At 56.0% G+C, this 24,281-nt stretch carries 17 protein-coding genes, 6 tRNA genes and 1 other RNA gene; 6 read left to right on the top strand and 18 right to left on the bottom strand.

The window, feature by feature from the left end:
- Positions 1 to 73: 73 nt before the first annotated feature.
- From ABCS64_RS06025 to ABCS64_RS06055, 7 genes are all read right to left on the bottom strand, one after another.
- A complete protein-coding gene (locus ABCS64_RS06025; protein WP_418891894.1) occupies positions 74 to 2,239 on the bottom strand; it encodes a YgiQ family radical SAM protein in 2,166 nt (721 codons plus the stop codon).
- Positions 2,240 to 2,331: 92 nt separating this feature from the next.
- A complete protein-coding gene (locus ABCS64_RS06030) occupies positions 2,332 to 3,993 on the bottom strand; it encodes an electron transfer flavoprotein-ubiquinone oxidoreductase (protein WP_418890981.1) in 1,662 nt (553 codons plus the stop codon).
- A 4-nt stretch (positions 3,994 to 3,997) separates the two neighbouring features.
- Positions 3,998 to 5,104, bottom strand: coding sequence for an FAD-binding protein (locus ABCS64_RS06035; RefSeq protein ID WP_418890982.1), 1,107 nt, complete (start codon positions 5,102 to 5,104; stop codon positions 3,998 to 4,000).
- A 1-nt stretch (position 5,105) separates the two neighbouring features.
- On the bottom strand, positions 5,106 to 5,873 hold the full coding sequence (locus ABCS64_RS06040) for an electron transfer flavoprotein subunit beta/FixA family protein (RefSeq protein WP_418890983.1): 768 nt from the start codon (positions 5,871 to 5,873) through the stop codon (positions 5,106 to 5,108).
- A gap of 190 nt (positions 5,874 to 6,063) precedes the next feature.
- Positions 6,064 to 6,139 (bottom strand) — tRNA-His (locus ABCS64_RS06045).
- A gap of 15 nt (positions 6,140 to 6,154) precedes the next feature.
- Positions 6,155 to 6,231: transfer RNA gene (locus ABCS64_RS06050), tRNA-Arg, on the bottom strand.
- A 69-nt stretch (positions 6,232 to 6,300) separates the two neighbouring features.
- A tRNA-Pro gene (locus tag ABCS64_RS06055) sits at positions 6,301 to 6,377 on the bottom strand.
- Positions 6,378 to 6,702: 325 nt separating this feature from the next.
- On the opposite strand from ABCS64_RS06055, the gene dksA reads away from it, so the two are divergent.
- Positions 6,703 to 7,065, top strand: a complete 363-nt coding sequence (gene dksA, locus ABCS64_RS06060; protein ID WP_479686652.1) for an RNA polymerase-binding protein DksA — start codon at positions 6,703 to 6,705, stop codon at positions 7,063 to 7,065.
- Positions 7,066 to 7,187: 122 nt separating this feature from the next.
- On the opposite strand, the gene pnp is transcribed toward dksA, so the two are convergent.
- The 7 genes from pnp to rimP form a co-directional block, all read right to left on the bottom strand.
- Positions 7,188 to 9,302: a polyribonucleotide nucleotidyltransferase gene (gene pnp, locus ABCS64_RS06065; protein ID WP_418890985.1), complete on the bottom strand. Its 2,115-nt coding sequence runs from the start codon at positions 9,300 to 9,302 to the stop codon at positions 7,188 to 7,190.
- A 192-nt stretch (positions 9,303 to 9,494) separates the two neighbouring features.
- Positions 9,495 to 9,764 carry a 30S ribosomal protein S15 gene (rpsO, locus tag ABCS64_RS06070; protein WP_418890986.1) on the bottom strand — a complete coding sequence of 90 codons (270 nt, stop codon included), beginning with the start codon at positions 9,762 to 9,764 and terminating at the stop codon, positions 9,495 to 9,497.
- Between the two features lie 343 nt (positions 9,765 to 10,107).
- On the bottom strand, positions 10,108 to 11,061 hold the full coding sequence (gene truB / locus ABCS64_RS06075; protein WP_418890987.1) for a tRNA pseudouridine(55) synthase TruB: 954 nt from the start codon (positions 11,059 to 11,061) through the stop codon (positions 10,108 to 10,110).
- The gene (gene rbfA, locus ABCS64_RS06080) at positions 11,058 to 11,471 is read right to left on the bottom strand and encodes a 30S ribosome-binding factor RbfA (RefSeq protein WP_418890988.1); all 414 of its coding nucleotides are present in this window, start codon (positions 11,469 to 11,471) and stop codon (positions 11,058 to 11,060) included. The genes truB and rbfA overlap by 4 nt, the downstream gene beginning before the upstream one ends.
- Entirely contained in the window at positions 11,472 to 14,471 is a 3,000-nt protein-coding gene (gene infB, locus ABCS64_RS06085; RefSeq protein ID WP_418890989.1) for a translation initiation factor IF-2, read from the bottom strand. It lies immediately after the preceding gene.
- A 24-nt stretch (positions 14,472 to 14,495) separates the two neighbouring features.
- Positions 14,496 to 15,968, bottom strand: coding sequence for a transcription termination factor NusA (nusA, locus tag ABCS64_RS06090; protein WP_418890990.1), 1,473 nt, complete (start codon positions 15,966 to 15,968; stop codon positions 14,496 to 14,498).
- A 45-nt stretch (positions 15,969 to 16,013) separates the two neighbouring features.
- The gene (rimP, locus tag ABCS64_RS06095) at positions 16,014 to 16,454 is read right to left on the bottom strand and encodes a ribosome maturation factor RimP (protein WP_418890991.1); all 441 of its coding nucleotides are present in this window, start codon (positions 16,452 to 16,454) and stop codon (positions 16,014 to 16,016) included.
- Positions 16,455 to 16,764: 310 nt separating this feature from the next.
- Here rimP and ABCS64_RS06100 point away from each other — a divergent pair, with 310 nt between their 5' ends.
- Positions 16,765 to 18,120, top strand: a complete 1,356-nt coding sequence (locus ABCS64_RS06100; protein ID WP_418890992.1) for a diguanylate cyclase domain-containing protein — start codon at positions 16,765 to 16,767, stop codon at positions 18,118 to 18,120.
- A 178-nt stretch (positions 18,121 to 18,298) separates the two neighbouring features.
- Complete coding sequence (locus ABCS64_RS06105; protein WP_418890993.1) at positions 18,299 to 19,246, top strand: aldo/keto reductase; 948 nt, start codon at positions 18,299 to 18,301, stop codon at positions 19,244 to 19,246.
- A 302-nt stretch (positions 19,247 to 19,548) separates the two neighbouring features.
- Here ABCS64_RS06105 and ABCS64_RS06110 read toward each other — a convergent pair.
- From ABCS64_RS06110 to gltX, 3 genes are all read right to left on the bottom strand, one after another.
- Positions 19,549 to 19,624 (bottom strand) — tRNA-Glu (locus ABCS64_RS06110).
- Between the two features lie 26 nt (positions 19,625 to 19,650).
- A tRNA-Ala gene (locus ABCS64_RS06115) sits at positions 19,651 to 19,726 on the bottom strand.
- Positions 19,727 to 19,856: 130 nt separating this feature from the next.
- Positions 19,857 to 21,275: a glutamate--tRNA ligase gene (gene gltX, locus ABCS64_RS06120; protein WP_418890994.1), complete on the bottom strand. Its 1,419-nt coding sequence runs from the start codon at positions 21,273 to 21,275 to the stop codon at positions 19,857 to 19,859.
- Positions 21,276 to 21,492: 217 nt separating this feature from the next.
- Between gltX and ABCS64_RS06125 the strand changes: the two genes are divergently transcribed.
- Positions 21,493 to 21,567, top strand: a tRNA-Val gene (locus tag ABCS64_RS06125).
- 343 nt (positions 21,568 to 21,910) lie between these two features.
- Here ABCS64_RS06125 and ssrA read toward each other — a convergent pair.
- Positions 21,911 to 22,256, bottom strand: a transfer-messenger RNA (tmRNA) gene (gene ssrA, locus ABCS64_RS06130).
- A 259-nt stretch (positions 22,257 to 22,515) separates the two neighbouring features.
- On the opposite strand from ssrA, the gene ABCS64_RS06135 reads away from it, so the two are divergent.
- Both ABCS64_RS06135 and ABCS64_RS06140 read left to right on the top strand, forming a co-directional pair.
- Positions 22,516 to 23,511 (top strand): DMT family transporter, encoded by a 996-nt coding sequence (locus tag ABCS64_RS06135; protein WP_418890995.1) that lies wholly within the window; start codon positions 22,516 to 22,518, stop codon positions 23,509 to 23,511.
- Complete coding sequence (locus ABCS64_RS06140; RefSeq protein ID WP_418890996.1) at positions 23,508 to 24,041, top strand: CreA family protein; 534 nt, start codon at positions 23,508 to 23,510, stop codon at positions 24,039 to 24,041. Before ABCS64_RS06135 ends, ABCS64_RS06140 begins: the two co-directional genes overlap by 4 nt.
- Positions 24,042 to 24,281 lie beyond the last annotated feature (240 nt).

A 24,281-nucleotide genomic window follows, 5' to 3' on the forward strand; every position in this document is an offset into this window, starting at 1 on the left:
TATACGGCTCCATCGCGCATTTGCCGGCGTTCTGCTTTTTTCACACGATTCGGACACCAATCGTGCCTTGCGCTCATTTTGATGATCGCCCCCCACGCGGCGGCAAGATCCTCATTTTCAGCTTTTTGATCGGATTCCCGTACCGCTTATCTCCTGTTTCTGCTGGTTGAAAATTCGGCACCAGATGCCGCTTGCCATTGCCGATCAGGTCAGCACGCCCCATTTGTTTCAGCGTCTCGCGCAATAACGGCCAATTATCGGGATCGTGATAACGCAAGAAAGCTTTATGCAGACGGCGCTGGCGCGCACCGCGTACAGTGCTGACCCGTGGTGCATCACGCGTTACCTTTTTCAGCGGATTACGTCCGCTGCGGAACATCGTCGTCGCCAGCGCCATGGGCGTCGGCAGGAAAGTTTGCACCTGATCGAGTCGGAAACCGTTCCGTTTGAGCCAGAGGGACAGATTGAGCATATCCTCATCGCCCGTCCCCGGATGCGCCGCGATAAAGTAAGGAATCAGGTATTGTTCCTTGCCCGCGTCCCGCGATGCCTTATCGAAAAGCCGTTTGAATTGATCATATGCACCGATACCTGGCTTCATCATGTACGCAAGAGGTCCCGGCTCCGTGTGTTCCGGCGCAATTTTCAAATAACCGCCGACATGATGCGCCACCAGCTCTCTAATGTACTCCGGCGAACGCACAGCCAAATCGTAGCGCAACCCGGAACTGATCAGAATGCGCTTGACGCCTGGCACAGCGCGCGCCTTGCGATATAAATCGATCAGCGGCGCATGGTCGGTGATGAGATTGTGGCAAATATCAGGAAAAACGCACGACAGCCGTCGACAGGCCGACTCGATGTGCTTATCCCGGCAAGCCATACGGTACATGTTGGCTGTCGGCCCGCCGAGATCGGAAATAATGCCGGTAAAGCCCGGCGTTTTGTCGCGGATATCCTCGATCTCCCGTAATACAGAAGCTTCCGAGCGGCTCTGGATGATGCGCCCTTCATGCTCGGTAATCGAACAGAACGTGCAACCGCCGAAGCAGCCGCGCATGATATTGATCGAAAAACGGATCATCTCGTAGGCGGGAATTCTGGCCTGCCCGTAAGCAGGATGCGGTTTACGCTGGAAAGGCAGGTCGTAGACGCCATCCATTTCCGCCGTCGTCAGCGGTATCGGCGGCGGATTGAGCCAGACATCGCGCGCACCATGCGCCTGAACCAAAGCACGCGCGTTACCGGGATTCGATTCCAGATGCAAGGTACGCGAAGCATGTGCGTACAGCACCGGGTCATCGCGCACCTGTTCATAGGAGGGCAGACGAATCACGGTACGCGAACGTGCAGCAATATGCCCGGCATTTTCTGCCTTCCCGGACTCCACGGCGGATTTACTGCCACGATCCTGGCGGCGCGCCTGACGATCTTGCGTATAAAAAATCAGCGGTTGTGCCGCCGCTTTTTTCACAGATGCTTTTTCCGCTTTTTCATATGGCACGGAGCTTTCTGCCGTTTTGGCCATTGCCGGGCAATCCTGGCGCACCGTCTCGCCATAAGGATTGGCGGGGCGGTCAAGCCGTCCCGGCGTATCGACACGGGTTGAATCGATTTCCGTCCAATCATCTGCCGGCAACCAGCCCCGCGCCGTCATGAAAGCCGTACCGCGCAGGTCACGGATGGCAGCAATCGGCTCACCCATCGCCAGGCGATGCGCCAGCGCGACCATGGCACGCTCGGCATTGCCATAGACCAACAGATCGGCCTTTGCATCCGGCAGCACTGAACGCCGCACGGTATCCGACCAGTAATCGTAATGGGCAACGCGGCGCAAGCTGGCTTCAATCGCCCCGATCACGACATTTGCCTCCGGATACGCCTCCCGACAGCGCTGCGCATAGACGATCACAGCTCGGTCCGGGCGGCGATTCGGCGCGCCATCCGGCGTATAGGCATCATCGGAGCGAATCTTGCGATCAGCCGTATAACGGTTGACCATCGAATCCATGTTGCCGGCCGACACGCCGAAAAAGAGATTCGGCCGGCCAAGCACGCGGAAAGGCTCGGCGGAATGCCAGTCAGGCTGGGCAATAATGCCCACGCGAAAGCCCTGCGCTTCGAGCAAGCGCCCGATCAGCGCCGTACTGAAGCTCGGATGGTCAATATAGGCATCGCCGGAAACGATGATCACATCACAGGAGTCCCAACCCAGCGCCTCCATTTCTTCACGTGACATCGGCAAAAACGGCGCAATGCCAAAACGCTTCGCCCAATACGGGCGGTAAGAAAAAAGCGGCTTGGGTAACGCTCCGTTCGGCATCTTCGGCTTCATAAACTTGTATATGCCGGCCCGTCGCCGCCTTGCGGCGGCGTCCATTTAATATTTTGCAGCGGGTCCTTGATATCGCAGGTTCTGCAATGCAGGCAATTCTGCGCATCAATCTGTAAACGCGGCGTGCGCTCCGGCCCCTCGTGCAGAACCCTATACACGCCGGCCGGGCAGTAACGCTGCTCCGGGGCATCGTACTTGGCGAGATTGACGGAAACCGGCAAACGCTCATCCTTAAGATGCAAATGAACGGGCTGATCTTTTTCATAACGCAGATTTGCCAGGAACACGGACGACGGCCGGTCGAACGTCAATACGCCATCCGCCAGCGAATAGGCAATCGGCGAGAAAGCAGCCGCCGGACGCAAAGCGGCATGATCCGGCTCGTTGACACGCAACGTCCACGGCACATTGCTGGCAAACAGTTTCTGCTCGGCGGCAAATAGTGCGCTGCCGAAATACAGCCCCGCTTTCGTCAACCAGGGCTTAAAGTTGCGCGTCGCCCACAGTTCATCGTGCAGCCAGCTGCGGCAAAATGCCTGCGGATACGCGCTCAGCTCATCGCCCGCGCGGCCTGCCCTCAGCGCCGCAAAACAGGCGTCCGCCGCCAGCATGCCGGACAACATGGCGCCATGCACGCCCTTACCGCGCGCCGCATTGAGAAAACCAGCTGCATCGCCGACCAGCGCACCACCGGGGAATACCAGCCGGGGCATGGCCTGCAGCCCGCCGGATGCAACGCTGTTGGCCCCATAGGCAATGCGCCGGCCCCCGTGTAAACAGGCGCGGATACGCGGATGTGTCTTAAAGCGCTGAAATTCCTCAAAAGGGGATAGATAAGGATTGGCGTACCCCAGCCCGACGACGAACCCGACAGCAACCCGCCGATCTTGCTGGTGATACAAAAAACCGCCGCCATAGGTATCCGGCTTCAGCGGCCAACCGCAGGTATGCAGGACACGGCCCGGAGCATGGTTTTCCGGCCGCACGTCCCAGACTTCCTTGATCCCCAGTCCATATGTTTGCGGCGCGGCACCCTCATCCAGGCGATATTGCTCGATCAGTCGCTTTCCGAGATACGCGCGACACCCTTCAGCAAACAGCGTGTATTTGCCGCGCAGCGCCATTCCCGGTTGAAAGTCCGGACCCGGCGAACCGTCTCGGAGACGCCCGAAATCCCCAGTAATCACGCCATTGACGACGCGTTCGCCATCCACGGTATCTCCCAGAAGAATTTCAGTCGCCGCAAAACCGGGGAAAATCTCGACCCCCAGGGTCTCGGCCTGCTGCGCCAGCCAGCGGCACAAATCGCCAAGCGAAACAAGGTAAGTGCCGGCCTGACGGAAACAGGCAGGCAACAGTCGATGCGGGATCTGGATGCTGCCGCGCTCGGATAGCCAGAAAAACGCCTCTTCCGATACGGCGAGTTTGAGCGGCGAATCCTGTTCCCGCCAATCAGGCAGCAATTCATCCAATGCGCGCGGATCGACGATGGCGCCGGAAAGCGTGTGTCCGCCAATTTCGGCGGCTTTTTCGATCAGACAAACGCTGATTTCCCGCCCGTCCGCCTGCGCCTGTCGTTTGAGGCGAATCGCCGCCGATAATCCCGCCGGACCGCCGCCCACGATGACGACATCAAATTCGACGCTCTCACGGCCCATGGCATCACGCTTTTTTACTCATTGCAGCCAGCGCTCGCGTCAGCGCCGGCACGGCATCGAAGAGATCGGCGATCAGCCCGTAATCGGCGACTTTGAAAATCGGCGCTTCCGGATCTTTGTCGATTGCAACGATGACTCGTGCCTCCTTAACGCCGGCCAGATGCTGAATTGCGCCCGAAATTCCCACGGCAATGTAAAGCTCCGGGGCAATAATCCGCCCTGTCTGACCAATCTGTAGCGCATTGGCGGCATATCCCGCGCTGACCGCGCCATAGCTGGCGCCCAGCGCCGCCCCCAGTTGCTCAGCCAGCGGCGTCAGCAGCATCGAAAAGTTCTCGGCACTCCCCAGCCCACGGCCACCCGCGACGACGATACGCGCAGCATCCAGGGATGGCGAGTTTTTTCCGCCCTCCATGTTCGTCGCACACCGGCGTTCAAGCAGCACCGCCGCTGCGGTAACCGCCGAGAAGGTCGCGGAGGCAGGCGCAACGACTGTCATTGTGGCCTGACCGCGCTGTTCATCCCGGCTGCCATACTTGCTATCCCCATTCGCTTCCGCATCATTGTTTGCCGTTGCAAAGCTCGCCGCCCGAAGCGTCAGAATTTTCACCGGATCGCCGCTGCGCACCGTCAACAGCGCATTGCCCGCATAGACGGGCCGAACAAAGGTGTCGGGCGACGAAATACGCACCACGCCAGTGATCGGTTCGACCCCCAGCAAGGCGCCGAGGCGCGACAACACATTGCGGAAATATCCTGAATCCGCCGCCAAAATATGCGTATAACCGGCTGCATGCGCCAGAATCAACGCTGCCGTATCCTCCACTCTCGGGGCAGCCTCATTGGCAGAGACGTATGCAGTTTCGGCAATTTTCACCAGCGAAACACCCGGCAACGCCGCCGCTGCGCGGGCGGCCGAGGCCGAAGCAGCATCACTGCCATCATTGATCAGCACATGCACTTCGCCGCCCAGCTGCCGGGCGGCTGACACGATTGGAGGCACCGTTTTGCTGAGGCCGTCCCCGGTATTTTCCGCAATGACCAGTACACGAATCCCGGAAGAAATACCAGAAGCGACGGGAACAAAAGGGTTGGGAGAAATGTGAGACATATCAGAGCACTCGCGCTTCATCGCGCAGACATCTGATCAACTCGCCGACATCGGCGACGCGAACGCCCGCGCGGCGTGGCGGTGGTGCGCTTATCGATACCTGCGCCAACCGCGAGCCAACATTGATACCCAACGCCTCCAGCCTCAGCGTATCCAAAGGCTTTTTCTTCGCTTTCATCAGATTGGGCAACGTCACGTAGCGCGGCGTATTCAGCCCCAATTCAACGGTTAATAGCGCCGGGAGCCGCAGCTGCCAGACTTCGCATCCATCGTCGGTTTCGCACGTCGCCAAAACCTGCCCTTCAGAAACATTTAGATGGGAAACGCGCGTCGCCAGCGGCCAGTCAAGCAAGGCAGCAAGCATCGCACCTGTTTGACCGGCATCGCTATCGATCGCCTGTTTGCCGCAGATAACAAGATCCGGCAATTCTTTCCGGCACAGCGCTACCAGCACTCTGGCCACAGCCAGCGGCTGAAGCTCGATGCCGGTTTCAATAAGGATAGCGCGGTCAGCCCCCATCGCCAGTGCAGTGCGCAGCGTTTCTGCGCAGGCGGATACACCACAGGAGACGGCAATGATCTCATTTGCCGCCCCGCTTTCCTTGACGCGAACGGCGGCCTCAACGGCAATTTCATCAAACGGATTCATGCTCATCCTGACACCCGCCGTCTCTACGCCGGTGCCATCGCCCTTGATGCGGATCGCCACACAGGGGTCAATAACCCGTTTGACGGGCACCAAGATTTTCCCGATTTCAGGCCGCTGCATGGATTATTCTTTCATTGCCTCGGCAAATCAGGCGCTTGTCTGGCGCGATTGCACGGGACCAGCGGAAATTCGACAGGATGGATGGGAGGATTAGCAAAAACACGCGCAAAGCACACAGGGAATGCGATATAAGAAAGAAGAAAAAGAAAAAGAAAAAGCCAATCCCAAAGGATTGGCCCAAACACTTCGTTGGGGCGATGTAGCGGGATCGAACCGCTGACCCACGGAATCACAATCCGTTGCTCTACCAACTGAGCTAACATCGCCATCGTATCTATTTCTGGCGCGCCCGGCGAGACTCGAACTCACAACCCCCGGCTTAGAAGGCCGGTGCTCTATCCGGTTGAGCTACGGGCGCCAGGTGCCGATGAATACGCATCCTTCGGGACATATCACAAGCCTTCGGCGAGGACTTGCCATTCTATTCTGGTCGGGGCGGTGGGATTCGAACTCACGACCCTCTGCTCCCAAAGCAGATGCGCTACCAGGCTGCGCTACGCCCCGAAGAAGCGCGCATTTTACCGATAGCATTGATTCTGGTCAATCCTGGAGCAAAAAAGCACACGACCCAGAGAAAAAGGTAAGTCAAACCAGTGACACATTTTTTCGCTCATCAGCTGACTAGAAAAAAGTGGAGAGAGCAGTTATTGTACACTTTTGATTTGGCTGCTATCTGAATATCGCCTGCTCAGCCAGTTGCAGCACGCGCTGTTTTTTGATATGAAGCCGGTTTTCCACCACGATTGCTTGACTTTCAGATATGCCAGAACGATCGCGCTCGAAAGAGAAAAACATTCCTCCTTATGTCCCGAAAAAGGGAGAGGAATACATGAATCCACGCCAGCTCGCCCATTTCCGGAATATTCTGGAATCACTCAAGGCTGGCCTGATGAAGGATATTGAGCGAACGGTGCAAACCATGCAGGACGAAGCAACCGTTTTCGCCGATCCCAACGATCGCGCCAGCCAGGAAACTGATATCGCCATCGAGCTGCGTAACCGTGATCGCGAACGTAAGCTGATCAAGAAAATCGACGACACGATCGCCATGATCAATAGCGGTGATTATGGTTATTGCAGTGCTTGCGGTGTTGAAATCGGCATCAAGCGCCTGGAAGCACGCCCGACGGCCTCGCTGTGCATCGACTGCAAAACCCTCGAGGAAGTGCGCGAAAAGCAAGTCGCCAAGTAACACGGCCGTGGGTTGCGGGCTGTAGGCTGTATTTTTTCCTGCACCGCTCGCCGAAACTTACCAAGAAAAAGCCACCCGGAACAGGGTGGCTTTTTCGTCTTCAGGCAAAATTTAGTACTGAACTACTGGGAACCCCCTGCCGCGCCGCTATCCTCCGCGGTGATCGCTTTCATCGACAGGCGAATACGCCCTTTTTCATCCGCCTCAAGCACTTTGACGCGAACCTTCTGGCCATCCTTGAGGTAGTCTGAAACCGCATTGACGCGCTCGTTGGCAATTTGCGAGATATGCAGCAGACCGTCACGCCCTGGCAAAATGCTGACGATAGCGCCGAAATCCAGCAGCTTGAGCACGGTGCCCTCGTAGATCTTGCCCACTTCCACATCCGCCGTAATCGACTCAATGCGCGATCTGGCGGCATCTGCCGCTTCAGCATTGACCGAGGCGATCGTGATCGTACCGTCTTCCTTGATATCAATCGTCGTGCCGGTTTCTTCGGTAATCGCACGGATAACCGCACCTCCCTTGCCGATCACGTCGCGAATCTTGTCCGGATTGATCTTCATCGTATACAGGCGCGGCGCATAGTTGGAAACTTCCTGACGCGGCGCAGCAACTGCTGCCTGCATTTTTGCGAGGATATGCAGACGCGCTTCTTTTGCCTGAGCCAGCGCCACCTGCATGATTTCCTTGGTAATGCCCTGGATCTTGATGTCCATTTGCAAGGCGGTCACGCCTGTATCAGTACCGGCCACCTTAAAGTCCATATCGCCGAGATGATCTTCATCGCCCAGAATATCCGTCAGCACGGCAAAGCGGTTACCTTCCTTGATCAGCCCCATAGCAATACCGGCAACGTGCGCCTTGAGCGGCACGCCGGCATCCATCAGCGCCAGCGTCGAACCGCAGACCGAGGCCATTGAGCTGGAGCCATTTGATTCGGTGATTTCCGAAACGACACGCATGGTATAGGAAAAATTTTCGGTTTTCGGCAGTACGGCAACCATCGCTCGTTTGGCTAGACGTCCGTGACCGATCTCACGCCGCTTCGGCGACCCGACACGACCGCACTCACCCGTCGCATACGGCGGGAAATTGTAATGCAGCATAAAGCGTTCGCGCGTTTCACCGGACAGTGCGTCGATAATCTGCTCATCGCGTCCCGTTCCGAGCGTCGCGACAACTAGGGCTTGCGTTTCACCGCGCGTAAATAGCGCCGAACCATGGGTACGCGGCAAGACGCCGGAACGAATGGCAATCGGACGCACGGTGCGCGTATCGCGCCCGTCAATACGCGGCTCTCCGGCCAGAATACGGCCGCGAACGATGCGTGATTCGATATCAAACAGCAGGTTGCCGATGGTTGCCGCATCCGGCGCATTCTCACCCACTGTCAGCGTTTCGATCGCCCGGGCAGAAATTTCACTAAGTCGCTGCGTACGCTCCTGTTTACTGGTAATGCGGAAAGCTTCCTGAACATCCGCCTCAACCAGCGCATTCAATTTGGCGACAAGTTCTTCATCTTTGGGCGCGGGTGTCCAGTCCCATTCAGGCTTACCCCCTTCGTCAACGAACTCATTGATGGCATTGATGGCAGTCTGCATCTGCTCATGGCCGAAAACCACCGCACCGAGCATAACGTCTTCCGGCAGAATATCCGCTTCCGACTCGACCATCAGTACGGCCGCCTGTGTACCGGCGACAACGAGATCAAGGCGACTATCCTTGAGCTGCGTCTGGGTCGGATTAAGTATGTACTGGTCATTGATGTAACCCACGCGCGCAGCGCCAATCGGTCCATTGAAAGGAATACCGGAAACCGCCAGCGCCGCCGAAGCACCGATCATTGCCGGGATGTCCGGATCGACCTCAGGGTTGAGCGAAACGACCATCGCCACAATTTGTACTTCGTTAAAAAAACCGTCAGGGAAAAGCGGGCGCAGTGGACGGTCAATCAAACGCGAGGTCAGCGTTTCTTTTTCTGACGGACGGCCTTCACGCTTAAAGAATCCGCCTGGAATGCGCCCGGCGGCATAGGTTTTCTCAATGTAATCGACAGTCAGTGGAAAAAAATCCTGCCCGGGCTTAACCGACTTGTTACCGACCACGGTCACCAGAACGACTGTCTCATCCATCGACACCAGCACGGCAGCGCCCGACTGACGGGCGATCTCGCCCGTTTCCAACGTAACCTGGTGCGCTCCGTAGGTAAAAGTTTTTTTGACAAAATTAAACATTTCTTCCTTTCTCGACAGTTCGGCACATCGGCAAAATCCATGTGCCATCTATACACATCTATATACCCCTACTGCGTAACACAACAAACCCCAAAGCAAAACAAAAACAGCGGCACAACCCTTGCGGGTTGGCCGCTGCCAGTCAATCATCATTGTCTGCTCTCCAACCGCAGTGCGGCGTTTGCAGACAGATTATTTACGCAAACCGAGACGCTGAATCAGCGCGCGGTATGAATCGACATTCGTACGCTTCAGATAATCCAGCAACTTACGGCGACGGCTCACCATCCGCAGCAGACCGCGGCGGGAGTGGTGGTCCTTGGCATGTTCCTTGAAATGGACAGTCAAGTCATTGATACGTGCGGTTAGCAATGCCACCTGTACTTCAGCCGAACCGGTATCGCCCTTGGCGCGCTGATAATCAGCCATAATCTGCGCTTTCTGCGCCACAGTAATTGCCATGTCAAACTCTCTCTAGAAAACGACGCGCCCCAGTTTGATAGAGCTAACGTCCGATATTGATCAATAAAAGAAAATCCCGCTCCGGCTTGAGCGGGGGTTGGCATTATAGCCTAGCCGCCAAGATGCGACAACCAAGTTTGGGGACATGAATTCGCCAAGATTATCTACAAAGCTAATGATCACTTGACGCATCATGTCTGGAAAAAACTGAAAATGATCGCTTCTCGGGGAATCCGTAATCTACATGCCAAAGGGAGCAAGAACACCATTGCGTATTGTGATTCGATAGGTCTCCCAGCCCTAGTGAGCAATGGCCACGCTTGGAAAGCATACCGCCAAAAATTCAGGAAAATTTCTGTTCTGCAGCCAACAACCTGACCGGTTTCAGTTGACCATTGAAATCAAGCGCACCAATGCCTAGCAACTGAGTGTCATGATAATAAACGCGGCATTTTTCATAATGATCGTTTCCCCTCAATGCATTGCGCAGCTTGGTTTCGGACAGCGTGACCGGGTTGCCGTGTAAAAACCGCTGGGCGGTCGGCGCATCGAGACTCACCGGTATCAGGTTTTGCAACAAGGTATCCACTGGCAGCAGTGCCTGTCGGCGCACCGTTTCACCGCCGCTATCTAGCACCGATAACGGAACAGCAGCATTGAGCGTTAGATCGCCCACAGCAGTACGCCGCAAGGCCGTCAAATGGGCGCCACAGGCAAGCATTTTTCCAATGTCTTCGACCAGCACGCGAATGTAAGTCCCCTTGCTGCAAACCACACGCACCTTGCAACGTTGACCAGAAAATGCCAGCAATTCCAGCGAATGAATGGTCACGGTGCGCGCAGCGCGCTCGACCGTAACGCCTTGCCGAGCCAACTCATACAGCGGGCGACCATTGCGCTTCAATGCCGAATACATCGGCGGGATCTGGCGGATCGGGCCACGAAACGAAGCTAGCGCCCGTTCAAGCTCAGGTTGCGAGAATTCGACGCAGCGGCGCGCCAACACTTCGCCCTCGGCATCGCCAGTCGAGGTGCTGATGCCGAACAGAACATTGGCTTCGTAAGTCTTTGGCGCGTCGAGCAGATCGGCGGAAAACTTGGTCGCCTCGCCAAAACAGAGCGGCAACAGCCCCGTAGCCAACGGATCAAGCGTCCCCGTATGGCCGCCCTTGGCAGCAGCATACAGGCGGCGAACGGCCTGCAAAGCAGCGTTGGAAGTCATCCCCGCCGGTTTATCGAGCAGCACGACCCCATCGACGCGCTGCCAGCGGCGCGCTGGGCGCGTTGTAGCAGTCAAGGTTCGTCGGAAGCGTTTTCCGCCTCGGCGTCTTGCGAACTCGTCACGGCCTCTTCGATCAACTTTGTAAGTTCCGCGCCGCGTTCCAGCGACGGGTCAAAGAGAAAATGCAGTTGCGGCGTCGTATGAATGCGGATGCGCCGACCTAGCTCACGCCGCAAGAAACCCGCAGCGCTTGCCAGCCCGGACAGCACGCCATCGACATGCTCGTGGCCAGCCAGCGTACTGAAAAACACCTTAGCGTGCGCGTAATCGGGCGTCACTTCGACACCGGTGATACTGATCATGCCAATGCGCGGATCTTTCAGCTCACCATCAATCAATGCCGCTAGTTCGCGGCGAATCTGTTCGGCCACACGTTCCTGGCGTGAAAATCCATGCGAGCTGTGATGACCTTTATGACGGTTCACTTACAGCGTCCTCGCCACTTCGGTTACATCGAACACTTCAAGCTGATCGCCCGCCTCATAGTTGGTGTAATTCTTCAGCGACACTCCGCATTCAAAGCCAGCGCGGACTTCCTTGACATCGTCTTTAAAGCGTTTGAGCGACTCCAGTTCGCCTTCCCAGATCACCACATTGTCGCGCAACAAACGCGCACGCGAAGTCCGCTTGACCACGCCTTCCAGCACATAACAGCCCGCGATCGTACCGATCTTGCTGGCACGGAAGACTTGACGGATTTCGACCAGCCCGGTGACTTCTTCGCGTTTCTCTGGCGAGAGCATGCCTGAAAGCGCCGCCTTGACCTCATCGACGGCATCGTAAATGATATTGTAGTAACGGATCTGGATGCCAACGTTTTCCGCTGTCTTGCGCGCACCGGCATCGGCACGCGTGTTGAAGCCGATGATGACGGCATTGGACGCCTGCGCCAGATGCACATCGGACTCGGTGATACCGCCGACGGCCGCATGAATGACATCGACCTTGACCTCGTCGGTTGTCAATTTTTGCAGCGATTGCACGAGCGCCTCCTGTGAGCCCTGGACATCGGCCTTAATGATCAGCGCCAATGTCTTCACATCGGACTCGCCCATCTGTTCAAGCAGATTTTCCAGATTGGCCGCCTGTTTATTAGCCAGCTTCACGTCACGGAATTTACCCTGGCGGAACAGGGCAATCTCGCGTGCTTTGCGTTCATCAGCAAGCACCACGGCTTCCTGACCGGCCGCCGGCACATCGGAAAGCCCAAGCACTTCGACCGGAATCGATGGCCCCGCCTCCTTGATGTGCTTGCCATCTTCATCGATCATAGCGCGAATACGGCCAAACACCTGGCCGGCAAGCAGAATATCGCCCTGGTGCAATGTCCCGGACTGCACCAGCATCGTCGCCACTGGGCCGCGCCCGCGGTCAAGACTGGCCTCGATGATCAGCCCCTTGGCCGGCGCATCCTGCGGCGCGGTCAATTCAAGCACCTCCGCCTGCAAAAGCACGTTTTCCAGCAGATCGTCGATCCCCTGCCCGGTTTTGGCGGACACCGAAACAAAAGGCGAATCGCCGCCATATTCCTCCGGCACCACTTCCTCGGCCACCAGTTCCTGCTTGACGCGCTCCGGATTGGCTTCCGGTTTGTCGATCTTGTTCACCGCTACAACAATCGGCACCCCCGCCGCCTTGGCGTGGTGAATGGCTTCGCGCGTCTGCGGCATCACGCCATCGTCAGCAGCGACAACCAGAATAACGATGTCGGTCGCTTTGGCGCCGCGCGCGCGCATCGCCGTGAATGCCTCATGCCCCGGCGTATCGAGGAAAGTCACCATACCGCGTGTCGTATGGACATGATAGGCGCCGATATGCTGGGTAATCCCCCCCGCTTCCCCCGAAGCAATGCGCGTGCGACGGATATAGTCGAGCAGTGAGGTCTTGCCATGATCAACGTGCCCCATGACAGTCACCACCGGCGCACGCGGCAGTTGCGGCGCATCCTTGTTGGTCGCCTCATCAAGGAAAGCATCGGGATCGTCCAGTTTAGCGGCAAAGGCACGGTGCCCCATTTCCTCGACGACGATCATCGCCGTTTCCTGATCGAGCACTTGATTGATGGTCACCATCGACCCCATCTTCATCAACGTCTTGATGACTTCCGTTGCCTTGACAGCCATCTTGTGCGCCAGATCGGAGACTGAAATCGTCTCGGGCACATGCACATCATGCACGACTGCTTCGGTCGGTTGCTGGAAGCCATGCGTCGATTCCACGGCATCACGCCGTCCCGACCGTTTGCCGCCCGCTTTGCCTTCGCGCCAGCCGGAGGTACCGGTCGCACCGCCGCGCACTTTCAATCCCTGGCGCTTGCCGCTACCTTCTTCCTTCCATTGATTGTTTTTCCGATCGCCGCCTTTCCTGTCCCCCTTCTTATCCACCTTGTCGGAGGCCCCTTGTTTGCCGGCGGATTTCGTTGGTTTTTCTTCGCTTGCCGGACGTTCAGCAAGGGTCTTGGCCGCCGCCGCCGCGGCTTTTTTGGCGGTTTCCGCAGCGCGCGCCGCTTCAGCCTTTGCCTCGGCTTCCTGCTTCAGACGCGCCAGTTCGGCAGCGCGCTGCTGTTTTTCAATAAATTCGGCCTCTTGGCGCGCGCGCAATTCAGCCTTACGGCGCTCTTCCTCGGCACGCAGGCGCTGCTGTTCTTCACTAATGATCGAAGCGCGTGTGACTACCTTTTTAACTGTCGGTTTTGTATCGCCGCGCTTTGCCTCTTTCGCTTTAACCTCTCCTGCCTTATCTACTGATGCCTTATCGGCTTTGGTCGATTTGCTGGATTTAGCATCAGCTGCCGCTTTTTTCGGTACTTTAGCGGCGACAGGATGATCCTCTACAGCCGGCGCCAGCGCCTCCGGCGCAGTGACTGTCGATGGTTCTTGTTCTGCCTCAGCGGCTGGCGTCACCGGCATTGCCGCCGGCGCTGCGGATTCGGCCGCTGGGGTAGCTGCCGGCCCAGGCGAGGGCAAATCTACGGAACCGGCCTGCAACACAGGAACCTCCGATGCCGCCAGCGCAGTAGCCGGGGCTTCTGGATCTGCCGATTTAGGCATCGTGGGCGACCGCATTGCGTCCGCCACCGCCGTCTGGGCACTGGCAGGCTGTTTTGCCGCTGGTTTGAGTGAAAGAGGATCACGCTTGACCAGGATGCGCTTCTTGCGCACCTCAACCTGCACCGTGCGTGATTTTCCCTGAGCATCCTGCGACTTGATTTCCGTCGTTTCCTTACGCGTCAACGTAATCTTGGTTCTTGACTCGGCCGCACCATGTGCGCTGCGTAGAAAATCCAAAAGACGGCTTTTATCCTGTTCAGTCAGCAGTTCATCCGGGGCGCTTTTGCTAACACCTGCCTTTTTCAACTGCTCCAGCAGGGATGTCGCCGGCATCCCAAGACTGTCGGCAAATTGGGCAACGCTTATTTGCGCCATAAGAATCTTCCCCCTCCTCTTTCCTTATTCGAACCAGTGCGCGCGCGCCGTGGTAATGAGCTGCTTCGCCCGCGCCTCGTCGATACCGCTCATTTCCACCAGCTCATCCACGGAAAGATCACCCAGATCGTCAAGGGTCTTGATATCGTGGCTGGCCAGCTGACCGAGTAGCGGTTTGTCCATGCCTTCCATATTCAACAGCTGTTCATCGACGCTGCCAATACGTTCTTCGGTCACAATCGCCTCAGTTAATAATGCGTTACGGGCGCGTTCCCGCAGTTCCTGCACCATGGCTTCATCAAAGCTTTCTATTTCCAGCATTTCCTGCAGGGGGACATACGCAACTTCTTCCAGCGTCGAAAAACCTTCGTCGATCAGCACGTTCGCCACTTCTTCGTCAACATCGAGTTTTTCCATGAACAGCACGCGGATGGCTGCCGATTCGGCCTCCAGCTTGGTCCGCGACTCTTCTTCAGTCATCAGGTTAATCGCCCAGCCGGTCATTTCCGAGGCCAGACGCACATTCTGACCACCGCGGCCAATCGCCACCGCCAGATTCGCCTCATCGACCACAACATCCATGCTGTGTTTATCTTCGTCAACTACTACGGAGATGACTTCCGCCGGCGCCAGCGCGCCAATGACAAATTGCGCCGGATCCGCCGACCAGAGCACAATATCGACGCGTTCGCCCGCCAGTTCATTGGTCACCGCTGTCACGCGCATACCGCGCATACCGACACAAGTGCCGATCGGGTCGATGCGCTGATCATTCGACTTGACGGCAATCTTGGCGCGCAGTCCTGGATCACGCGCTGCCGCCTTGATTTCCAGCAAGCCATCCTCGATCTCCGGCACTTCCATCTCAAACAGTTTGACGATGAATTCCGGAACCGTGCGCGACAAAACCAACTGCGGGCTGCGCGCCTGACGGTCAACGCGCAGCAGGAACGCCTTGACGCGATCGCCAACGCGCAGGTTCTCGCGTGGAATCATCTGATCACGCGGCAAAATCGCTTCCACCTTGCCAATTTCGATGATGGCGTTGCCGCGCTCTATACGCCTAATCGTGCCATTTACCAGACTTTCCTTGCGACTCAGGAAATCGTTGAGAATCTGGTCGCGCTCAGCATCACGGATTTTCTGGAGGATGACCTGCTTGGCCGCCTGTGCGCCAATCCGGCCAAAATCGACCGGCTCGATCGTCTCTTCAAGAAAATCACCGACGGCAACATCCGGATCCTGCTTCTGTGCCTCGGAAAGCGGAATTGTCAGCGCCTCGTTCAGATAATCCTGATCAGCAACGACTTCCCAGCGGCGGAAAGTTTCAAAATCACCCGTTTCACGATTGACCGCGACGCGCAGATCGGCCTCTTCGTCGACACGTTTCTTACCCGCCGACGCAAGTGCCATTTCCAGCGCGGCGAAGACGATTTCCTTGTCGACGTTCTTTTCACGCGCCAGCACATCGACCAGCAACAAAATTTCCCGGCTCATTTTCGCAATCCTCTATTGCCCTATTTCCCGTTTCTAGCCCTGGTATCAATCAAACTTCGGCACCAGTCTGGCCTTGTCGATATTGTCGAAAGCCAGCGCAACATCCCCCGTTTCCAGCGCCAACGTCACCGTACCGTTCTGCAAACCACGCAGAACGCCATTAAAATTTTTACGTCCGGACAACGGCACACGCAAACGCAGATTGACTTCCGAACCGGAAAAACGCTCGAAATCAGACGGCTTCTTTAATACCCGGTCAAGCCCCGGCGATGAAATCTCCAACCGGTCGTAATCGATGTTTTCGACCGCCAGCACACGCGACAAATGGTCGCTGACGGCAGCACAATCCTCCACATCGACGCCACCGGTTTTCTCCGGCTTGTCAATAAATACGCGCAAGATACGTCCGCGCGGACTCTGTTCGACATCGACCAGATCGAAGCCCAGTCCATTCACTGTTTTTTCAAGAAGTTCGTGTAAGTCCATGGCTACAAATAAAAAATGGGCGAACAGCCCATCCCCGCAAACCACCCCCCCAAAGGGGTAACGAAAGTCTTTGAATTATACTCAAAAAGCCGTTATCCGTAAATGAATTACAGCAAAAATCAGGTATTTGAACCGGATAAACCTCCAGCAACTACTACGCCTCCGTATCAATACGCATAAAAACCTGTCAAGCCGTATGTGGGGAGATACAATGCACAGAAATTCACGGAAATTCCGGCAACAAAAGCAAGAATACTGATAGGGTGGCAGGAAAAACTCTGCCTCCCAAAAAAACCCAGCAATCAAACGTATGACGCACAAGGATATTGATAATCGACCAAGTTGGGCTGATGCACAACTGCAGGTAGTCATTGATGCTTGCGAAGACGGCATTCTGATGCTCGATGAGCGCGGTGAAATCATCAGGATGAACCGTCAGCTTACCTCGCTTTGGCAACTGCCCGAGTCGCTGCTGCCTACGCACGAAAACATACGCGCTACGGATATATTCGCGTACTTTTCCACGCAAATCCGCTCACCTGAAATCTGCCGGCAATGGCAGGCAAACGATTGGAGCGCCAGCAATATTTCTGGCAAAGCACATGATTTAATACGAGAACTCACGCTCAACGACGGCCGCTGCATCAAATTCCGTTCTCACCCCATTCAACAGGATGGGCGGCAAACCGGGTGCATTCTTTTTTTTACCGACATCACTCGGCACAAGACCGAAAACAGACGATTGAAGCTTATTGCCAACGCTTTTTCCCATGCCCACGAAGGAATCGTCATCACTGATTTCACAGGAAAAATTATCGACGTCAACGCCGCATTCAGCCAAATCACCGGCTATGCACGCGAGGAGGCCATCGGAAAAAATCCCCGCATTCTCAAGTCCGGGCAACATAACGATAGTTTTTACAAAACGATGTGGAAGAAGTTGATACAGACAGGATACTGGCAAGGTGAGGTCTGGAATCGCCGCAAAAATGGAAAAACTTATGCCCAGCGGCTCAGTATTACCGCAATCCAGAGCATGGAAGCTTGCGCCTCACCTTACTATATCGCCTTCACCTCGGACATTACTGAAAGTAAGCGACAACAGCAGCAGCTTGAACGCATGGCGCATTACGACGCACTCACGGACATTCCCAACCGTGTGTTGCTCGCCGATCGCCTGCATCAGGCTATTGCACACGCCCGCCGCAACCAGAATGAACTGGCACTGGTCTATCTCGACCTTGACGGCTTTAAAGAAATTAACGATACGCATGGCCATGAAACCGGCGACCAGTTACTTGTCGCCATCGCCCATCGGTTACGCACCACTTTGCGTGAAAGCGACACTTTGGCACGCCTTGGCGGCGATGAATTCATCGCGGTACTTTCCGACCTGAAAAAACCCAATGAATGCGAAGCGGCGCTTTCTCGCTTGCTTGCCGTAGCAAACACACCCTTTGAAATTGGGCAACATACGCTACAGCTTTCGATCAGCATTGGCGCTGCGCTGTTCCCGCATGACGGTGAAGATGCCGAAACCCTGACACGCCGTGCCGATCAGGCGATGTACCGAGCCAAACAGGCCGGCAAAAATCAATATCACCTGTACGACAGCGAGAAAGATGATATCCAGGTACCTGGATCTGGATCCGGGCTGACACACTGACTCCTTTGGACATCAAAATCCGCGCTTTAAGTCCCTTACCCGCAAGAGGCCCATCAGACACAGCCAGCCTTTCGTCTGCTGGCCTCCCAGCGAAGAGAGTCATTAAAAAAGAAACGTACGCTTTCCCGCCGATAATTTAAACGAAGTTTTCAACTTAATTTTTTGCAAGGAAAACATCATGAATAACCAACCCAAAATTGCACTCGGCACCTGGTCCTGGGGCGCAGGTTTCGCTGGCGGCGACCAGGTATTCGGCAACCACCTGAGTGAAGCCCAAATTCAGGAAACGTTCGACGCCGCCATGCAGCACGGTTTGAACCTGTGGGACACCGCTGCCGTTTATGGCATGGGCAGCTCTGAAACAGCACTTGGCAAAGCGATCGGTAACCGACGCAACGAAGTAATTTTATCCACTAAATTCACGCCGCAGATTGCTGATAAAACCGCAGAAAATCCAGTTGCAACAATGCTCGAAGCCAGCCTGCAACGACTACGTACCGACCATATCGACATCTACTGGATTCACAACCCGCAAAATGTAGAAAAATGGACGCCGTTGCTCATCCCGCTCCTGCAAAGCGGTAAGGTAAAACGCGTGGGCGTTTCCAACCACAACCTGGCACAAATCCAGCGTGCCCATGAACTCCTGACTGCCGCAGGTTACGCGGTCTCTGCCGTGCAAAACCATTACAGCCTGCTCTATCGCGCATCCGAACGTGCAGGCATTCTCGATTTCTGCCAGAAAAACAGCATCGACTTCTTTGCCTACATGGTATTGGAACAGGGAGCGCTGAGCGGTCACTACACGCCGGAAGCCCCGCTGCCCGCAGGCAGTCAGCGCGCCGAAACCTACAATAAAATTCTGCCGCAGCTGACAAAACTGACCTGCAAAATGGCGGAAATTGGCACCCGACACGACGGCGCAAGCGTGGCGCAGATTGCCATTGCCTGGGCAATCGCCCGAGGCACACTGCCACTCATCGGGGTAACGCAAGCGCACCACGTGAAAGAAGCCGTTCAAGCCGCAGACATCGTACTCAGTGCTACGGAAATCGCAGAGCTGGAAACATTGTCCGAAGCCGCTGGTGTAGATACACGCGGCGCATGGGAAAAGCCGATGGTATGACGATATGCGACAGGGCGTTTGAGGCGCTCCTTTTATTACTAGGAGCACAAAAAACGCCCTCAACGAATTACTTAGAAATTTTCAACCCCCAGGCACAATCCGCCCCGGCTTGCGGCCAGTTATATACATCAATACATCGCAATATCTAGAACAGATTGCCATCCGTTCGATTGCCCCGAAACTGTGGGAATACACGGGGGCTGCGGCAATGTCAGGTTAGGAAATATCTATGCCGCATTTCGTTTCATCAACCAAAAAAAGAAAAGCCGTCTGTTTTACAAAACAGACAGCTTTGAGCATTCTGGCGTCCCCACGGGGATTCGAACCCCGGTACCAACCGTGAAAGGGTTGTGTCCTAGGCCTCTAGACGATGGGGACCTGGACGAAACATTTCTTTCTGCGTTTGGTGGAGGTAAGCGGGATCGAACCGCTGACCTCTTGCATGCCATGCAAGCGCTCTCCCAGCTGAGCTATACCCCCGCCCGAAAGAAGCGCGAATTATAGAGAGGACACCGCCTCTTGTAAAGCATTTTGGAATGAGCCTTGCCAACACACCACCCGCGTCACATTCAAAATGTGCTTCTAGCAAAAACGGTATTACCGCCGGGCTTCAGTTTTTTTCTGAAATTCCGCGCACTAGGCGCTCCAATGCGATTTCGCGCGGGAAGAGCGTTATCAATGCATCAACCGAAGGTGTCTGCGCCTGCCCGGTGAGCAGGATGCGCAAAGGCATAGCCAGCTTGGGCATCTTGACACCGTGCTGACTAATACATTGTTTAATCAAGGCATTAATGGCAGGCACTTCCCAGGCAACATCGCGCAAACCGGCAATAAAATCGGCCAGCAGCGGGCGGCTTTCCGGCGTCAGATGCTGTGCGAGCAGTTCTGCGGCAGGTGCCGGTTCGGTGTAAAACGCCCGTGCAGCAGCTGCCAGGGCATTGAGGTTATCAACGCGCTCCTTATAAAGGCCAACGATAACATCCAGCGCCGGTAGCTCGCTGACGGTGATGCCTTGATCGGCCAGACGCGGCCGGATCAGCGCTGCCAGCCGTGCATTGTCAGCCTGTTTGATGTAGTGGGCATTCAGCCAGTTTAGTTTCTCGGTGTTGAACTGTGCCGCCGACGGCGTAATGTGGTCGAGGTCGAACCATTCGCAGAATTGCTGCATGGAAAAAACTTCGTCGTCTCCATGTGACCAACCGAGCCGAGCCAAATAGTTGAGCACGGCTTCTGGCAGATAGCCGTCCTCATCGTACTGCATGACACTCACCGCACCATGGCGTTTTGAAAGTTTTTGCCCATCATCGCCAAGAATCATCGACAAATGCGCAAAATGTGGAATATTGGCGCCCAGCGCCCGAAAAATATTGATCTGCCGCGGCGTGTTATTTACATGATCGTCGCCGCGAATGACATGGGTAATGCCCATATCCCAGTCGTCGATTACGACACAGAAGTTATACGTCGGCGTCAGATCGGCGCGCGCAATAACCAAATCGTCAAGCTCGGCATTGGCGATTTCGATGCGTCCTTTGACCAGATCATCCCAAACAACGCTGCCGTCGATAGGATTTTTAAAGCGGATGACAGGCTGCCTGTCCGCAGGTACCGGCGGAAGCGTCTTGCCGGGTTCGGGTCGCCAAATGCCGGAATAACGCGGCTTCAGACCCTTGGCACGCTGTTCCTCACGCATACGCTCCAGTTCCTCAGGCGTGGTGTAACAGTAATAGGCCGAACCTTCAGCAAGCATCTGACGAAGCACGTCCTTATACCTTTCCATGCGCTGCATCTGGTAGAACGGGCCTTCGTCGGGCGTTAGCCCAAGCCATTGCATACCGTCAAGAATGCCCTGCACGGCCTCTGGCGTCGAACGGGCAACATCGGTATCTTCAATACGCAGAATAAATCTGCCATTGCAGTGGCGCGCATACGCCCAGGCGTACAAGGCGGTGCGCGCGCCGCCAATATGGAGAAAGCCTGTCGGTGAAGGCGCAAAACGGGTGCGAACGGTGGTTGTTGCTGTATTCATCGTTAAAAATTATTAGCCAAATAAAAGAGAACGAACTCCGCAGAGACTACCGCGAAAAACATAAACACAAGATATGCGCGACATATCCGTGTATGTCATCACATAAATCCTGCTTCTTCTGGTATTCCGGAATCGGCAATATTGTAATAGATGTAGTAACAAGCCTCACCAAAATTGACCGTCAGTGCCGCTTATGATTAAATCGCGCCTCACGGTTGCGCGGTTAGCTCAGCGGTAGAGCACCGCCTTCACACGGCGGGGGTCACTGGTTCGAACCCAGTATCGCGCACCAAGCGGTTAGGCTTTTTAAAGAATTTTCTTTTCTCCTTTCGCACGCATTTTTGTGCGTTTTTTAGTGGCCGGACTCTTTTTGTCCGGCCTTTTTTATTCTATAGCCCGTGTAGCCTAGCCAACTGCGGATCAGAGCTTTCGAGGAAAGCGAGAGCAGCCGCGTTCATCGTTCAACATATTGAACCAATCAGCAGCCATAAAGCCGCCAACCAAATAAATAAAAGTACAGGTCCGGCTGCCGTCACAATTACAGAGACTGCTTCCCGCATCAAATAAGGCGGCAAGAAAAATGAAATATGGGGAGATCGGTACTGCAAACTTCGAATGCCTTCAACGGCTGAAAATAACGACGGGGACCGAAGTCCCCGCCGGCTTTTCTTGGGTGACAAGGCTCAAGCGGCCTCGGCATAGGCCTTAAGCGGCCAGTGCAAAACGCTCATCGTTGGCGTTTATGGATTTGCGCGGATTACGTCCGTCGCCTTTCGGGTTGCCTGCGCACCTTTGCCCGCCCTGTCGAAACCGGGACACCCCCACCCAAACACTCAACCCCTGCTGACAACGTTTTCCAGAATGCTTGGGTGGAGGTGGCGGGAATCGAACCCGCGTCCAGAACGCCTCCAGATTGCCGGAATTACAACCATGCCCTAAGTATGGCGACGAACACCGGATTTTTCAAGCCTTGAAATGCCGCGCGATCCATATCGTGCACTTCCGTGTGCAACAGCGCGCCCAAGACCATGCTGCCGCTGCAATCCGCACCGACCCTGCCATATCCGGCGGGATGCGTATTTGCTAGAATCGGCCCGTATTCGCAAATGCCACGTAAATGCCAATAACGCAGTGCAAACAGGCGGCGACAGAAGATTGTTTGCCTCACATCTTGCCAATCAGTCGGCATGGTTGAGATTCGACGCACATTCGACATCCCCTCTACAAATCCCCAATACGCGTGAATATCAACACTTCCGCGGCACAAGGTCCGACATCACCGCAACGCCCCTCTCCCCGCAAAAGCAGCACCTACCTTATCGAAGGCGTATTGCTGTTCGTCGCCATCGTCTGGGGGGTTAATCCAGTCGCCATCAAGATCGGCATGCAATACCTGCCACCAGAAACCTTCAATCTGGCGCGCATGATTATCGCCAGCCTCATTGCCCTGATTGCGCTCGCCTTGTCCGGCAGCTGGCGTCGGCCGGAACGTCGCGAATTGATCACCTTGCTACGCATCACCGCCTTCGGTTTTTGTCTTTATCAGATTCTTCTGATCGCCGGCCTGCAACGAACGACCGCCGGCAATGCCTCGTTCATCCACTGCCTGGTGCCCGCCAGCGTCGCACTGCTCAACCGGCTGTATGGCCTGGACCGCCTCTCCCGGCCGGTGATCGCCGGCATCGCCTGTTCGCTGGCCGGCGTACTTCTCATCGTCGTTGGTGCTGGCAAGGAATTCAGCCTGAGCGGCCCGCATCTGCTCGGTTCGCTGTTTATCCTCGTTGCGCAGACCTGCTACGCCTACTACATGATCGCCGCCAAGGAATTGCAGGCGAGCCATTCCATCTACCAGATTACCGCCGGCCAGATGCTGCTGACCTCTCTGCTCATGTTGCCGACGACCTTCCCTGACATTCTGACCGTGCGCTGGCTGGATATTCCGGCGGCCGCCTGGGGAAGTCTTTTATTTTCTGGCGTGCTCGGACTATGCCTCTGCAACTTTCTTTGGATCTGGGGGGCTGGCATCCTCGGCACTTCGCGCGTCGCCATTTTTAACAATATTTGCCCGGTATTCGCCGTCCTGGCCGGGCACTTTGCCCTGGACGAGCCTTTCGGCCCGCTGCAAAGTTTCGGCGCACTCTGCGTTTTTATCGGCGTCTATATCACTCGCCGCCACCGCCCGGCCGCGCCGCCCGCTTCACATCATCTCGCCAACACGCCAAGGAAATCAGCATGAATCTGTTGCGCCGCACCGTTCCTCATCGCGCCTATCTGACGCCACGCCCCGGCATCTTGCGCTGCGCCCTGCTCTGCACCCTGTTCTGCGCCGTCCCCGTTGCTGCGGAAACACTCGATTGCGTCACCACCGAATGGAAGTTGATCGGCGCCAATCACAAAGTGTGCGTGGAAGCCTTCGCCGACCCGCAGATTTCCGGCGTCACCTGCCATGTCAGCCAGGCGCGTACCGGCGGTGTCAAAGGTTCGTTCGGTGTCGCGCAAGATCCATCGCAATTTTCGCTCTCCTGCACGCAAACCGGCCCCATCGTCCTGCCTGAGAAACTGCCGAAAAAAGCCACCGTTTTCAGCAAAGACACCTCCTTGCTGTTCAAGGAAACCCAGGTTATCCGCCTGTGGGATGCCGCCCGCCAGACGCTCGTTTACCTTGCCATCAGCCGCAAGCTGATCAACGGCGCGCCGGCCAATAGCATCTCCAGCGTAGCGCTTATGCCGCAAGGCAGCCCGTCAGGCCAGGCGAACAGCCGCTAACGCCAGCCTAAACCACCGGCCGGAGCCCCTTGTATCGAGGGCATCTCCGAGGGGTTGCCTGGAAGCCCGCGTAAACAGGCTATCTCCGATGAGGCACCCGGAAGCCCGCGTAAACAGGGCATTTCGGAGAAGGTGCCGGCAAACCCTTTATCCACGCGGGTTTCAGAGGAAGCGCCGGGAAACACCCTATCCACGCAGGTTTCCAGGCCCCTGCCCGGAGCGCCTTTATTGACGCGGGCT

The organism is Dentiradicibacter hellwigii (genome assembly GCF_041770905.1).
Classification (GTDB): domain Bacteria; phylum Pseudomonadota; class Gammaproteobacteria; order Burkholderiales; family Rhodocyclaceae; genus Propionivibrio; species Propionivibrio hellwigii.